The sequence below is a fragment of the Candidatus Krumholzibacteriia bacterium genome (genome assembly GCA_035268685.1).
Classification (GTDB): Bacteria; Krumholzibacteriota; Krumholzibacteriia; order JAJRXK01; family JAJRXK01; genus JAJRXK01.
The window spans coordinates 11,903-26,446 of sequence record DATFKK010000087.1 but is presented as its reverse complement, the minus strand read 5'-3'; the positions used below and the strand labels follow the sequence as shown (position 1 = coordinate 26,446).

Here is a 14,544-nt window from a genome sequence, read left to right as displayed (position 1 = left end):
CACGACCGCCTGGAGTCACGCGCACAATCGCACGCTGGCCGTCGCCGACATCGCGCTGGCCGCGCTCGCCCTGAGCCCCTGGGCGAGTCCCGCGCGGACTCCCCTGGTCCTGGTGACGGTGGCGTCGGTACTGGCCGTGCTGCAACTCTGGAAGGCCGTCGAGCGCGGAAGTCGGGGACGTCCTCGCTACGCAGCCTCGGGCGTGCTGCGCTCCACCAACGTCCTGCGTCTCCTGCTCTGGACGGCCGTGGCCCTGATGACGCTGGGACTGCACTTCGCCCGGATCAGTCCGCCGCGGCGCGGACCGATCTCAACGCCCCCGGCCGGGCGCGAAACGGTACGCCAGGATCTTGAATCCGAGCTTGGCGGCGACCATCTCGTTCACCTGGCTCTGCCCCATGGGCGCCACCTCGACCACGTCGGCCCCGAAGACCTCGGCATTGCTCTCCCGCACGGTGGCACGTACCACGTCGAGCGCCTGTTCCCAGCTCAGGCCACCGGGCTGCGGGGTGCCGGTGCCCGGGCAGAGCGTGCAGTCGAGCCCGTCGATGTCGACGGTCAGGTAGACGGGCCCGTCCAGAGCCCGTAGATCGTCGAGCAGGTGCTGCCAACGCGACGCGTCGTGCATCTGGTGCGCATAGAGCGTGTCGATGCGACCGTCGTCGCGAGCCATCGCGAACTCCTCGGCCGTGCAGCTACGGATTCCCACCGCGATCAATCGCCTCACGCCCAGATCGAGCACCCGGCGCATGGCGCAGGCGTGGTTGTTCCGGCTTCCGTGATAGCTGTCGCGCAGGTCGGCGTGGGCGTCGATCTGGACGACCGTGACGTCGGAGAGGTCGTCTCGGATCCCGTCGAGCACGGCCGGAGTGATCGAGTGCTCGCCCCCGAAGGTCAACGGGAACGGAGGCCCCAGTCCGAAGCCCATGCACGCGTTCTTGAGCCGGCCCATGAAACTCTCGGGGCGCTCGCCCCTCGCGGGCTCGATCGGCCGGAGCGTGACCACCTTCAGCGCTCCGTCGGATTCCCACTCGAGTTCCTCGTCGAAGGTTTCGAGGTGGGGACCCGCTCCGATCACGGCTGCCGGACCCCGCGCCGTACCGGTGCCGAAGCTGACCGTACCCTCGTAGGGAACCGAGAGCACCGCGGCATCGGCCTCTTCCAGGGTCGAGGGCTCGGCGTCGAGGAAGTGCGGAGCGGTGGCCGGATCGGTTCCCGCGGACGACGATGCATCGTTCATCGCACCCGCTCCTCCGCGAGCGCCAGGAAGGCCTGCACCAGAGCGTCGAGACGGCGCGTCGCACGCTCCCGAGCCCGTGCGACCTCCTCGTCCTCGTCCGGTTGCTCGGAGAGTTCGAAGTAGTACTTGATCTTGGGTTCGGTACCACTGGGCCGCAGCAGGACCTGCCCCCCGCCCTCGAGGTCGAAGGCCAGCACGTTGGACGGCGGCAGTTCCTCGTGGCCGTCCGCGTAGTCGACGACCCGGACCACCGCGTGCTCGCCGATGCGATCCGGAGCCTCGGCCCGGAAGGCGTCCATGATCGCCGCGATCTTCGCTGCACCCTCCTGCCCGGGCAACGTCAGGCTGTGCTGATGGCTGACGTACGACCCGAAACGCCGGACCATCTGTTCGAGGTACTCGACGAGGGTCAGGCCGCGGCTGCGACAAACGGCGGCGATCTCGGTGAAGATCAAGGCCGCACCCACCCCGTCCTTGTCGGGGACGACCGGGCCGACCGTGTAGCCGAGCGCCTCTTCGTACCCCATGACGAAGTGCCAACCCCGCTCGCGCGCATGCCGCTGCGAGACGTTGGCGATCCACTTGAAGCCGGTGAGCGTCTCGTCGTAGTGCGCTCCGAGTTCGTGGGCCATGGCCTGCAACATGCGAGAGCTCACGATGGTGGTCATCACCAGCGGATCGGACTCCGCGGGAGGATTCTCGGTGAGCAGGTAGTAGGCGAGCAGGCATCCGATCTCGTTGCCGGTCAGGAGACGGTAGTCCCCCCCTCCCGTCGGGACCCCCACGGCCAGACGATCGGCATCGGGATCGTTGGCCAGCACCACGTCGGCGCCGTGTTCGCGCGCGAGCGCCATGGACAGGTCCATGGCCCCGTCCTCCTCGGGATTCGGGAAGCGGACCGTGGGGAACTCCCCGTCGGGCTGGTACTGCGCGGCTTCGGGATGGACGTTCGCGTAGCCCGCGCGGTGCAACACCTCGGTCACGAAGCGGCCGCCGACGCCGTGCATGGCCGTGTAGACCACCCGGATCTCCTTCGGCACGTCCGGGTGCCGCCGCTGGGCGAGCAGTTCCGCGTAGTAGTCCTCCAGCACCGACTCGCCCACCGTCCTCAGCAGGTCCTGCTCCCGGGCTCCGTCGAGCGTGGGCATGGCGAGGTCGGCCACCGAGTCGACGCGATCGATCGCCGCGCTGATCCCACGGTCGTGGGGTGGAACGATCTGCGCCGCGTTGTCCCAGTAGACCTTGTAGCCGTTGTACTCCGGCGGATTGTGGCTGGCCGTCACGATCACACCGGCCGCCGCTCCCAACCGGCGGACGGCGTAGGCGAGCACAGGCGTGGGCACGAAGTCCTCGAAGAAGTGCACACGGATTCCCTTGCCCACGAGAACACGCGCGGTGTCCTCGGCCAGTTCGGGCGAGAGCCGGCGTGCGTCGCCGCCCACCACCACACCCATCTCGCGGGCCCGCGATTGCCGGGCGAGAAGATGGTCGGCGAGACCGGCGGTCACACGCCGGACGAGTGCCCGGTTCATGCGGTTCGGACCGGGTCCGATCACGCCGCGCAGGCCGGCGGTCCCGAACTCCAGGCGCGCTCCGAAGGCTTCGCGCAGCGCGTCGGTGTCGCCCGCGTCGAGCATGCGGGCGGTCTCTTCACGCGTGGCGGGGTCGGGGTCGTCGTCCATCCATCGGCGGGCCATGGCTTCGAGTTCACGGAGGTCGTCGGTCATGGGGATCTCCACGCGGGTCCGGGTGGCCGAGTCGGGAACGAAAGGGTAGCGTGAACGCTCTTCGAGTGGCGGGCAAGGACCGGTTGCGCCCTCCGCAGCCGGCACGACAGGGACACGCGACATGGAAGAACTCGCCGGCCGGCAGCTCCTCGCCCTCCTCGCGGCGCGCGCCGCCGATCCGGTGTGGCACGAGCTGTGGCGGGCGATCGCCTTCCTGGGCTCGGCCGACTTCTTCGCGGTGGCACTTCCGGTGCTCTTCGCGATCGCGCCCATGCGCTGGGCGCTACGGCTGGGACTGGCCTTCGCCGCATCGGCAACCACGAGCGAAGCCCTGAAGGCCGCGATCGGGCGACCCCGGATCGATCCCCTGGAGTTCGGCCTGCCCGCCGGCCTCGAGGATCCCGGCGCCTACGCCAGCCACGCCTTCCCGAGCGGACACACGCTCATGGCCGTGGTCCTGTGGGGCTCGGTGGCGGCCAACGCGCGCTCGCCGTGGCTGCGCGCGGCCTGCGCCGTACTCGTCGCCGCGATCGCCTTCAGCCGGCTGGCCCTGGTGCGCCACGACCTGATCGACGTCGGCGGCGGAGCGCTGATCGGAGCGGTGCTGCTGGTGCTGCTCGTGTGGGGTGAACGTGCATGGGGGGACTCGCTGGCCCGGCTGCCGCGGGTCGAGCGCGCAGGACTGTGGTTGCTCGCGGCACTGGCGGCACACCTGGCGACAGGCCTCGAAGTGACGGCCGTGGTGCTGGGAGTCGGAGCCGGAGTCGGGGTCGGTGCGATCGCGGGTGCCGGGTGGAAGCGGCGGACCGAGCGAACTTCCGTGGCGCTGGCTGTCCCCCGCGTCGTTCTGGCCGTGGCCGGCGTCGCGGCGGTGCGATGGATCGCCGAACCCGGCGACGGCTTCACGCCGACGACCCTCTTCGCTCTCTACTTCGTGGCGGCGGTGTGGGTGGCCGGTCTGGTCCCCGCTGCGCTCGGCGGAGTCCACGAGACGACGTCCGACGACGAAAGGATCAGGACTGCGCGCCCAGGCGTCGCTCGATCGCCGCGCGTACGGACGTGATCTCGGCCTCGATCGCGTCGAGTTCCCCGACGTCGACCATCGCTCCGGATTCGCGCGCGCGATCCTCCAGCCGACCGCTCATCCCGTGCAGTCGACGCGCACCGAGAGTTCCCGCGCTTCCGCGTAGAGCGTGGGCCGACTCGGCCACCCGACGCAGATCGCCGTCCGCGTACGACGTCCGCATGGTCTCGAGGTGCTCCGCTGCCGTCTCGAAGAAGGTCTGCACGAGCTCGTCGAGCATCGACGTGTCGTCGCCGGCCAGGGACACCAGTTCGTCGAGGCCCCCCGGTTCGAGCGTGACCTCGTCGTCCAGAGGGTCCTTCGACTTCGCGCTCACGGGCGCGTCGACGACCTCGTCGTCGGGATCGGTGTCGGGAATCCAGCTCTCGACGACCGCGACCAGGGCATCGGCCTTGACCGGCTTGCTGACGTAACCGTCCATCCCTGCCTCCAGGCATCGTTCCGCGTCGCCCGACATGGCGCTGGCGGTCATGGCCACGATCGGCGTCACCTTGCGATCGTCGTCGAGCGCGCGGATGCGGGCCGTGGCTTCGAAGCCGTTCAGCCGCGGCATGTGCACGTCCATGAGGATCAGATCGAAGGTCTCTTCGGCTTCGATCTTCTCGACCGCGATCTGGCCGTCTTCGGCGATCTCGGGCGTGTAGCCGGCCCGCTGCAGGATCAGCGTGGCCACGCGGCGATTCACGGGATTGTCGTCGACCACCAGGATCCGCCCGTCCCGCGTGCATGCACGGTCGTCGGAGTCCGACGCGGCGTCCGCCGCCGCGGCCTGCACCGCCGGAGCGATGCGCTCGACGGCGTCGTCGACGTGGCTCGGCGCCGGGTGTGCACTCCGCTGCCGCAACACCCGCAGCAATTGTTCCCGCAGGACTTCGTGACGCACAGGCTTGGGAATCGGCCTCGGAAGTCCGGCGGCGTCGATCTCGGCGCGCGCCGCCCCGTCGCTCCCGGACGCCATGATCAGGACCGCCGGTCCACCGAAGGTGCTGTCGGCCCGCACGCTCTCGGCGAGCTGCACGCCCGATGCTCCCGGGAGGTCGACGTCGAGGACGACGGCCCGGAACGGATCTCCGGCCGTCGCCGCCGCTCGCAACGCGGCCAGCGCACTCGGGCCGTCCGCCGACGCCGAAGGTACGCACTTCCACTGCCGTGTCTGCTGGATCAACATGAGACGCACGTGGCTCGACGCGCTGATCACCAGCACCCGCGCACCGCTGAGTTCCTTCTCGACGCGCCTGGTCTTCACCGCATCGCCCGGCCGCAGGCCGATCGTGAACCAGAAGGGGAAGCCGTCGTGGGTGTCGGGCCCCGAACCCAGGCTGCCACCCATCCGCTCGACGAGACGGCGGGAGATCGCGACTCCGAGTCCGGCTCCGGTCGGAACGCCGTCCTCCGGTTCCCTCGACCCGGCCTCGGTGTCGAAGTCCTCCGAAGCTCCGTCCACGGACGGAGGGAAGACGGCGAAGCGTACTCGACGCGAACCGTCCGCGGAATCGACGGGCTCGACCCGGACGTGCAGCTCGTCCTCGTCGGTGCACGATGCCGCCCGGACGAGCAACCGACACAGTACCTGGCGCACACGGTTCGGATCGGCGCGCAGCGTCTCGGGCAGATCCGGATCGAGGACGTAGGACGACTCGTGGCAGCGGTCGTGGCTCCCGCCGAAGCAGTCCAGGGCCTCTTCCACGAGATCGCGCACGGCGAAGGATTCCTCGCGCAGCGAAAGGCGGTCGGCCTCGATCTCGGAGAAGTCGATGACGTCGTCTGAGAAGCCGAGCAGTGTCACGGCCTGACGTCGCAGCTCCGACAGACCTTCGGCGCGGGTTTCGTCGTCCTCCTCGGCGATCATGGCGTCGACCGCGGTCAACAGACGGTGCATCGGGGTGCGGACCGAGTCTCCGAAGGATCCGAGCAGGTCGGTCTTGCGACGGTCCTGCCGCTCGAAGCGTTCGAGCTCCCGGCGGGCCCGGAGGAGTTCGGTCGAAAGCTCCTGACTGCGTTCGGCCAGGCGCTCGTCGGACAGCCGCGCCGCATCGCGGGCCGCGGCGAGTTCACGGGAGAGGGCGGCCACGCGGAACTCGGCGGCGCGGCCCGTCTCCGCGGACCGCTTCCAGCCGAGCGCGAGACCCGCCACGACGAGCGACGCCACGCCGGCGACGGCCAACAGAGCGGGATCCGGCGTCGATCCGCTCCGCACGGCGATCACGGCCGGCAGACTCCACAGGGCGGCGAGGCAGATTCCGCCGAGCCGGACCGGCCGCACCCGCCGCGCCGCGGGCGACGCCGTCGAGTTGTCCACCTGAGGGATCTCTGGAGCCAAGTGTTTCCCTGCCAGCGGTTTGCAGAACCGGACACCCTCACCGCCCGGAAGCGGTCCCGGGCGGTGACGGAGCGAAGACCTCCCGTGGCGGACCACGGAATCGATCGTTCCCCAGGCAGGATCCCGGCCAACCGGCCGGAGCGTCAGTCCGCGAAACCGGGCTTGCCCAGGCGGCGGAAGAGGTTCGTCTTGTAGGCTTCCACGCCGGGCTGGTCGAAGGGGTGCACACCGAGCAGACGCCCGCTCACCGCGACCGAGAACTCGAAGAAGGCCAGCAGGCTTCCGAGGCTCGACTCCCCGAGGTCGGGAAGCGTCACCACCTGCGAGGGCACGCCGCCGCTCGCGTGCGCTTCGGCCACCGCGGGCAGTGCCTCACGATTCACCTCGGCCACACCGCGACCCGCCAGGTACTCCAGACCGTCGAGGTCGTCGCTGTCGCTGGGGATCACCGGGCCCGCGGGCGGATCGGCCACGTCGAGGAAGGTCTCGAGCAACAGACGTCGACCGTCCTGCAGGTACTGGCCCATGGAATGGAGGTCGGTGGTGTAGTCGACCGACGCGGGGAAGAGACCCCGGCCCTGCTTGCCCTCGCTCTCGCCGAACAGCTGCTTCCACCACTCGGACACCTGGTGGAGCGAGGGGAAGAACGACGCCAGGACCTCGATCGCCGTGCCCTGCAGGTAGGCCGCGTGACGCAGCGCGGCGTAGCGCACCGCCGGGACGTCGGTGGCGTCGCCCTCGAGGCAGCGGACGAGCTCCGCTCCCGCGCCGTCGAGCAACGCCTCGACGTCACATCCGGCCACCGCGAGCGGCACCAGCCCCACCGGCGACAGCACCGAGAAGCGCCCGCCGACGTCGTCGGGAACGGCGAAGGTCGTGTAGTCCTTCTGCTCGGCCAGGGTGCGCAGGGCTCCGCGATCGGCGTCGGTGGTGGCCACGATCCGGCGTGCGGCCTTCTCCGGGCCGTAGGTGTCTTCGAGGTACTTGCGCAGGAGCCGGAAGGCGATGGCCGGCTCGGTGGTCGTCCCGCTCTTGCTGATGACGTTCACCGCGACCTCGCGGCCCTCGAGTGCTCGCAGCAGGGCCCCGAGTTCGTGCGCCTCGAGATGGTGGCCGGCGAAGAACACGCGCGGACCGGGGTCGTCGGTGCGGCGCCATGCCGTGGCCTCGAGCACGGCGCGCGCTCCGAGGTAGCTGCCACCGATGCCGATCACGACGAGCGTGTCGATCTCCTCGCGCAGACGCGCCGCGGTGTCCGTCAGGCGTGGCAGGTCGTCGCGGCGAGAAGGCAGATCGAGCCACCCGAGCATGTCGTGACCGAGACCACGACGCTCGCGGATGCTCCGTGCGGCCTCCAGGACGGCGGGATCGGCGACGATCCGGGCAGAATCGTCGTGGAGGCGGCCGAGGTGTTCACTGGAATGGGAGACGAGAAGAGACACGGAACGACCTCCGGGATCGCGGGGCACACCGGCTCAGCGTGGAACGCCGTCGGTGGAGAGTTCGAGCGCGCGCAGGGAATCGGGTCGCTCGAGTCGCGACGCCGCCCATTCGTAACGCGAGCGCTGGCAGGCCATGAGCAGCACCTGCTGCTGGGGAGCGACCGCTTCGATCAGCAGACGCAAGGTGTCGAGCAGACGCCGATCGTCGGCGTTCGCGAGCGGATCGTCCAGGACCAGGGGTAGAGGGTCTCGATCGCCCCCCAGGAACCGGGCCACGGCGAACCGCGCGGCCAGGAACACCGCGTCGAGCGCTCCCGCCGAGAGGATACGCGCCGCCTCGTGCCCCGTGAACACGCGATCGTGTTGCCGGATCCTCAGGCCCAGGTTCTCGTCGAAGCGCACCTCGTCGACCTCACTGCCCATCCGGCGGAGGAAGTCTCCCGTGGTCCGCTGGATCGACGCGGCCCACAGCCGGTGCGTCTGCTGCCCGAGACGAGCGAGGGTGTCGCGGGCGAGCTCGACCGCCGCCCGGTGCTCACGGGCCCGCTGCAGCGCCCGCTCGTGCGAGGTGATGCGCTCGCGCAGGTCGGGCGCGCGCGTCTCGTATTCGGCGAGGAAGCTGCGGGTCTCGTCGCGGCGCACTTCGTCCTCGGACCGACTGCGACGGGCTCTCTCGTCGAGCGCGCTCAGTGCTTCCTCGTAGTCGGTGGCGTCGAGGGGACGCTCCGCGTCCTCATCGTCGACGAATGCGGGCTCGAGGGTCTCGATCTCCGCTTCGATCGCCCGCAGACGGTCCCGGTGGGCGTGGCGCCCTTCCGGGTCGAGCCGCCGACGTTCGAGCAGGGGGATCCGGTGCTCGCGGATCTCCTCCCGCCCACGCCCGTCTTCGACGAGCGTCTCGAAGTCCGCCAGCACCTGGCCGAGTGGTCGGCCGTCGACGTCGACACCGAGTGCGCGGCATTCCTCGCGCAGGACCGTTTCGTGCTCGTGATGCCGCACCTGCAGCTCCCGCAGTTGCTCCCGGCGTGCGTCGGCGCGCCGACGCACGGTGTCCAGACGTTCGCTCTCGGCGCGTGCGGCCCGGGCACGATCGACCCACGACTCCACCCGCACTTCGAGGGCGGACTCGCCGAACAGCTGTTCGAACCCACCGGCAGCGTCGAGCGCGCGAGTCCGCGTCGCACGCCATTCGTCGGCGCGTGCGCGATGCACCGACGCGCTGCGGGCGTAGTGCTCGACACGACACCATGTCGCGTAGCGTGACGCCAGGTCGGTGGTATCGATGCCGACACGAGCGGCCAGGGCGATCCATCGCCGCTCTTCCTCGCTCTCCTCGGCGTCGAGTCGTTCCCGGGCGTCGGACGCGGCTTCGATCGTGGCCCGCGCGACCGTTGCGTCGCGCCCACGGTGCCGAGGAGCAGTGAGCCCGATCACCCCGCCGCCCACGGCGAGGGACGCCGCGGCCACGAGCAGGACCGCGGGCGGTGCCGGAAGCCGGGGACCGGCGACGAACAGGACCGCCGTCGCCGCGAAGGCCAGGGCGAGCACACCCCACCCCAGACGTCGGCGTCGCGAACGCGCCCGGGCCACGTCTTCGAGCGTGTGGGCAGCCCGATCCAGGATGCTGTCGTGATCACGCCGTGCGGCGTCGCGTTCACCGCGCCGGGCGCCGCGGCCCACCAGGAGCACGCGGTCGGCGTCGGTCAGACCTTCGAAGGCATGCGCCAGCGACAGGACCTCGTCGAGATCATGACCGAGCTCAGCGAGCGCCGTGCGGTCCTCGTCGAGACGCCGCAGGTAGGTCTCGTGCTCCTCGCCCGCGTCGGCGAGCCGGCGCGCGGCGTCGTGCAGGCGATCGATCTCGTCGTCGGAAGGCACGTACGCGAGTCCGGTGTTCCGCACCGCCGCCTCCTGTGCTTCGATCTCGGCGTCGGCGCGGCGGAGCTCCTCGTGTTCGCGCTCGAGATCGTGCGCACGGTGCTCGTGCTCGCGCCGCAGTTGCTGCACGCGTGTACGGCGCTCGGACAGCCGTGTGTCGAGTTCGGCGGCGGTGTCGAGAGCGGAACGCAACGACGCGATCTCGTCGGCCACGGCCGTGTCGTCGTCGAGCACGCGTCGGACGGCTGCGTGCTCGGTGCGCAATCGGCGGAGCCGCAGTCGCTGTCGTCGTCGGTCGTCCTCCAGAGCAGCCGCGCGGCTCCGTTCGAGAGCGGCGAGCGGCTCCTCGAGCGCCGCGTGACCCGTCTCGAGTGCGGTGAGTTCGGACGAAGCCTCGGCGATCACGGCCTCGCAGCGCTGGATCTCGGTGTCGACCTTGCCCGGCTGTGCCAGCGTGAGGCCGTCGTAGCGGTCGAGCGCGCGATCGAGTGCCTCGACCGCAGCCGCCGCCGTCGATCGGCCGGACTGTGTGTCCGCCACGCGCTGCAGGGCTTCGGTCAGGCGTTCGGGATCGTTCCAGACGACATCGCCCTGCCCGACGAAGACGCTCGCCGTGAACTGCTCGAGCCGGAGCCCGGTGAAGGTCTCCCCCACGGCCACCGCGTGTCCGCGACGGAAGCGATCGGTCACGTCGTCGGCACCGCACAGCACGCGCACCGTGCCGTGCGTGAAGTCACGGTCGACGGTGTACTCCCGGCCCTCGTGCCGCAGAGTCAGTGCGAGCCCGTAGGCACCCTCCGACCACGGACGGTAGCGGTCGAGGTCGGTGATCGTGCCGCGGAAGCGCCGGCGGTCGCCGTCGAGACCGTAGAGTGCCGCGAGCAGGGCCGCCGCCAGCGTCGACTTGCCGGCTTCGTTCCGCTCGAGCAGGAGTCCGATCGCACCGTCACCGGCATCGAGCTGGACACGCCCCCGCAGACGTCCGAAGCCCCGGATGTCCAGCTGCAGCAGATGCACGGTCACTCCTCGTACCGCGCGTCGAGCCGGCCGTGCTCGAGCGCGTCGAGTCCGTAGAGCAATGCGCGGTGCACCCGATCCGCAGGGACGTCTCGCGGGGGGTCGTCGCGCAGGGTCGCGACGAAGCGCTCCTCGGTGGTCACGGCGTCCTCGAGCGAGGGGAACTCGGCAGGGTCGACCGCCGCCCGGACGCGTGACGCGTCGATCCGCAGGTGGAAGGTGTCGGCGGCGTGGCGGTCGAGAGCGCGCAGGTCCAGCCCCCGCGCGCGCCGACCGAGGACGCGGACGTGCACCAGGTCCTGGGCGCGAACACCTGCGCTCTCGAGGGCGCGATCGAGGCGTGCGCGGAGTTCCTCGGTGAACTCCGCGCCGGTGATGTCGAGATCGACCGCGTGGATCTGCCGCGGATCGAGCGGCAGCGCTTCGACGTGTGTCGATCCGGGATCGAGGTCCACCACGAGCGCACCGCGAGCGCCGCACTCGTCGAGCCCACCGGCGATCAGGCACCCACCGTAGGCCGCCCGGGCGCGACCGCCATCGTCGAGGATCACGTCGCGCTGGTGGTAGTGGCCCAGAGCGACCCAGTCGAAGTCCTGGGCCAGCAATTCCTCGCGCGAGAAGGGGTGCGTGGCCTTCTCGGGCTGCAGGAAGTGACCGTCGTCGCGACTGCCGTGGAAGAGGAGCAGGTGGAGTCCGTCGCCCTCCCGCGCGACACGTTCGCGCAGCACTCGTGTCGCGTCGGGAGAGTTGGTGGCCACACCGCTTCCGGTGACGTGGACGTCGTCGCGCCCCGGCCAGGCAACGGTCCGGAAATCGGCGTGGGCGAACACGTGCACGTTGTCGGGCCACCGCACCCCACGCGCATCTTCCTGTCCCACCGTGCGATACGGCGATGCCCCGCCGTAGGGATCGTGGTTGCCGGGGGCCACGAAGACCGGACGCGGGGCGATGCTCTGCATGGTGTGTGCGACGAAACGCAGCGTGTCGGTGTCGATGGATTCGTCGTCGAACAGGTCGCCGGGGACGAGCACGCCGTCGAGTTCGCGTTCGATCACGACTTCGAAGGCGCGCGCGAAGGCGGCCCGACGTTCGCGCGCGCGCGTGCGCGCCGCCTCGGCATCGAGGCGCAGTCGCCCGCCGCGCATCGGTGCACCGAAGTGCACGTCGCCGAGCTGCAGGAATCGAAGCGGTCGCACGTCCGCACCTCGCTCGAGGCTTCGTCCAGAGTCTCCCCGACCCGGCGATGTCTAGCACCGCGGGGAGCGATCGCCAAGGTGCAGACGCTGCTCCACCGACGGAAAAAGCCGGCGGTCGAGATCGACCGCCGGCAGGACGCAGGGCTTCCGTCTTCCCTGCTCGCGCATCGGAGACTTCGTTTCATGGGAGTCCTCTTGCAGCCTGGGCTCCCGGCGATCTCCTCTGCGCTGCATCGCGTGGCTGTTCTGTCGGTGTCGCGGCTCTGACGCGTGTGCCGTCGCGATTCACCTGGACGCCCCAAACAATAGAGATGATCCCGACCGACGACAACGGTTTTCGTGGCGTCAGAGCTGGTGCGAGTACGAGAGTTTCAGGGTCCAGTCGTTGCGTCGGCGATCGCCGAGGTCCACGCGGAACCGCTCGCTACCGACGATGATGTCGGCGTCACGCGCATCGTTGAACACGAGGTACAGATCGCTCTCGTCGCCGAAGATCCAGTGGGCGCGCACCTGCGACAGGGCCAGGCGCCGTTCACTGTTGTACTGCGCGAAGACGTCGAGACCGAAGGAGGTGTTCAGGTCCACGCCGAGGCGGAAACGCAGCAGATCGCTGTCGAATCGCTGGTTTCCGCCATTCTCGGCATCGCGTTCGATGCGCTCGGAGATCGTCGTCGCACCGATCTCGACATGAGGTGCGAAGCGCACGTCGAGCCGGGTGTTCACGTTGGTGCGCGTGCCGTCGAAGAACTCCCCGGTCACGCCGTCGACCCGCGCCGTCCACCAGTGGCTGGGATCCGTCTGGAGTTCGAACCCGAGGTAGTCGTAGGTGTACTCGCCCGCGGGGAAGACCAGGTCGAAGCTGTCGTCGGGATTGGGGCCGAGGGGGAATCCGAAACCGAACAGCCGATCGAAGTCCCGCTCCCAGTAGAATCCCACGCGTTCCTCCGAAGGCCCCACCAGCGTGCTCCCCGCGAAGAGGTAGCGCGCTTCGAGGGGGCCACGGCGACGGTTCAGCACGTAGATCTCGACCGTGTTCTCGAAACGGCGGACCCACGAGAGGTTCGGCTCGGGAGCGTGGGTGAGTCCGCCCGCGTAGACGTTCACGCCGACACCCGGTGCACTGCGCAGGTTGACGAAGCCGGTCGCGGGATCGTAATCGCTCCCCACCGACTCGTGCAGGGCCGTGATCCGGTAGGAAGGATGGCTCCAACGCGCGCGGGCACCCCATGTGAACTTGTCGGGCCCGTTGCCCCGCCGCTCGTTGAAGGCCGTGTATCCCGACACGAGGAGCCGGTCGGTCGGGTTCAGGTCGCCATCGACGCCGATCGCCGTGTCGTCGGCTTCGTCGACGGTCCCGTCGTCGGCCGAGTTGCGGTGGGTGACCAGGAGTCCCACACTCGACCGCGCGCCCACGTCGTGACGCAGACGAACCACCCCGAAGCGACGCGTGGGGAGTCCGCGGGCATCGCCCTGCTCGATCGCGAGCATTCCGACCTCGGTCTCGTCGATGCGTCCGGTCAGCCGCGCACCGTAGTCGATGGGAAGGGTCCGTCCTTCGTCGTCCAGGCCGATGGTTCGACTGTAGAAGAGTTGGTTCCGTGCCGAGCCGAAGCGGAAGAGATTGGCCTTCTCCAGGAAGAATTCGCGTTTCTCGGGGAATTCCACGTCGAAGCGCGTGACGTTGACGATCTGGTCGTCGACCTCGACCTGCGCGAAGTCGGTGTTCAGGGTGAGGTCGAGGGTGAGCGACGGACCCAGACCGACCTTCGCGTCGAGACCGACCTCGGAGTCGGTCTTCCAGTCGGAGGAGGTCCCACGACTCGCACGGCCGAGCACGTAGGGACGCACGACGACGTTGCGTCCGGGGTCGATCGCGCGCAGACCCGACATCTGGCCCGCCAGCTCCACCCGGTACACGGAGAACTGCCGCGGAACCGCCGACCAGTGGCTCTGCTCGTTCACGCGCCGGCGCTGGCGTTCGAAGTTCACACCCATCGACAGCGTGTCGCGCCGCGGGAAGCGCAGCGTCCGCCACGGAACACGGATTTCCCCCTGCCAGCCATCGGTGGTCACCTGAGTGCGGACCGACCAGATCCCGTCCCAGTCGAGGTTCTGGTACTCGCCCTCGTTGCGCACCAGCCGATCACTGCGCGCGCCGTTCGGATTCACGGTGAAGACCGAGGCGCTCAGGTCGTCGTCGAAGGTGTCGAGCACCAGCCGGAAGTAGTCCTCGTCGGCGAAATCGCTGTCGCGTCCCAGGGCTCGACCCAGCACGCCGGCCGAGTCGGGCTCGTCACACCGGAATCCGACGTACAGCGCGTCGTCGTCGAAGGCCAACCGGACCGTCGTCGTCGCCGTCGAGAGGGCGCCGGTGTCGGGCCGCTGCTGCACGAAATCCGAGGTCGGGGGCGTCCGCTCCCAGACGGGGTCACTCAACCATCCGTCGAGGGCGGGGGCCTGGTCGACCCGTACCGCCACGGCCTGGCGTGCCGCTGTCGCGGGGGTGGCGCCGACGACGATCAGGAGGACGAAGGTGACGAGGGCGGCCCACTGGCCGTACATCGATGACGACATCATGCGATCTTCCGGGGGCCTCGTACGGCGGTCGCGATGCCGCGCACGACGGGGAAACGCGGTCGA

The 14,544-nt window shown here is 69.8% G+C and carries 8 protein-coding genes; 1 reads left to right on the top strand and 7 read right to left on the bottom strand.

The window, feature by feature from the left end:
- Positions 1–310: 310 nt before the first annotated feature.
- The gene (speB, locus tag VKA86_08585) at positions 311–1,240 is read right to left on the bottom strand and encodes an agmatinase (GenBank protein ID HKK71262.1); all 930 of its coding nucleotides are present in this window, start codon (positions 1,238–1,240) and stop codon (positions 311–313) included.
- On the bottom strand, positions 1,237–2,967 hold the full coding sequence (locus tag VKA86_08580) for a phospho-sugar mutase (GenBank protein ID HKK71261.1): 1,731 nt from the start codon (positions 2,965–2,967) through the stop codon (positions 1,237–1,239). The genes speB and VKA86_08580 overlap by 4 nt, the downstream gene beginning before the upstream one ends.
- A 121-nt stretch (positions 2,968–3,088) precedes the next feature.
- Here VKA86_08580 and VKA86_08575 point away from each other — a divergent pair, with 121 nt between their 5' ends.
- Positions 3,089–4,030, top strand: coding sequence for a phosphatase PAP2 family protein (locus tag VKA86_08575; GenBank protein HKK71260.1), 942 nt, complete (start codon positions 3,089–3,091; stop codon positions 4,028–4,030).
- Here the strand turns inward: VKA86_08575 and VKA86_08570 are convergent.
- The 5 genes from VKA86_08570 to VKA86_08550 form a co-directional block, all read right to left on the bottom strand.
- Complete coding sequence (locus VKA86_08570) at positions 3,981–6,350, bottom strand: response regulator (GenBank protein ID HKK71259.1); 2,370 nt, start codon at positions 6,348–6,350, stop codon at positions 3,981–3,983. The two genes, VKA86_08575 and VKA86_08570, sit on opposite strands and share 50 nt — an antisense overlap.
- 164 nt (positions 6,351–6,514) lie before the next feature.
- A complete protein-coding gene (locus VKA86_08565; GenBank protein ID HKK71258.1) occupies positions 6,515–7,813 on the bottom strand; it encodes a glucose-6-phosphate isomerase in 1,299 nt (432 codons plus the stop codon).
- A gap of 33 nt (positions 7,814–7,846) precedes the next feature.
- The gene (locus VKA86_08560) at positions 7,847–10,708 is read right to left on the bottom strand and encodes an AAA family ATPase (GenBank protein ID HKK71257.1); all 2,862 of its coding nucleotides are present in this window, start codon (positions 10,706–10,708) and stop codon (positions 7,847–7,849) included.
- Positions 10,709–10,710: 2 nt separating this feature from the next.
- Positions 10,711–11,904 carry a metallophosphoesterase gene (locus VKA86_08555; GenBank protein ID HKK71256.1) on the bottom strand — a complete coding sequence of 398 codons (1,194 nt, stop codon included), beginning with the start codon at positions 11,902–11,904 and terminating at the stop codon, positions 10,711–10,713.
- Positions 11,905–12,249: 345 nt separating this feature from the next.
- Positions 12,250–14,481: a DUF5916 domain-containing protein gene (locus VKA86_08550; protein HKK71255.1), complete on the bottom strand. Its 2,232-nt coding sequence runs from the start codon at positions 14,479–14,481 to the stop codon at positions 12,250–12,252.
- Positions 14,482–14,544 lie beyond the last annotated feature (63 nt).

Bases quoted from the DNA above. Each gene is read 5' to 3' on its own strand.
- speB (HKK71262.1), bottom strand. From the start codon at position 1,240: ATGAACGATGCATCGTCGTCCGCGGGAACCGATCCGGCCACCGCTCCG.
- VKA86_08580 (HKK71261.1), bottom strand. From the start codon at position 2,967: ATGACCGACGACCTCCGTGAACTCGAAGCCATGGCCCGCCGATGGATG.
- VKA86_08575 (HKK71260.1), top strand. From the start codon at position 3,089: ATGGAAGAACTCGCCGGCCGGCAGCTCCTCGCCCTCCTCGCGGCGCGC.
- VKA86_08550 (HKK71255.1), bottom strand. From the start codon at position 14,481: ATGATGTCGTCATCGATGTACGGCCAGTGGGCCGCCCTCGTCACCTTC.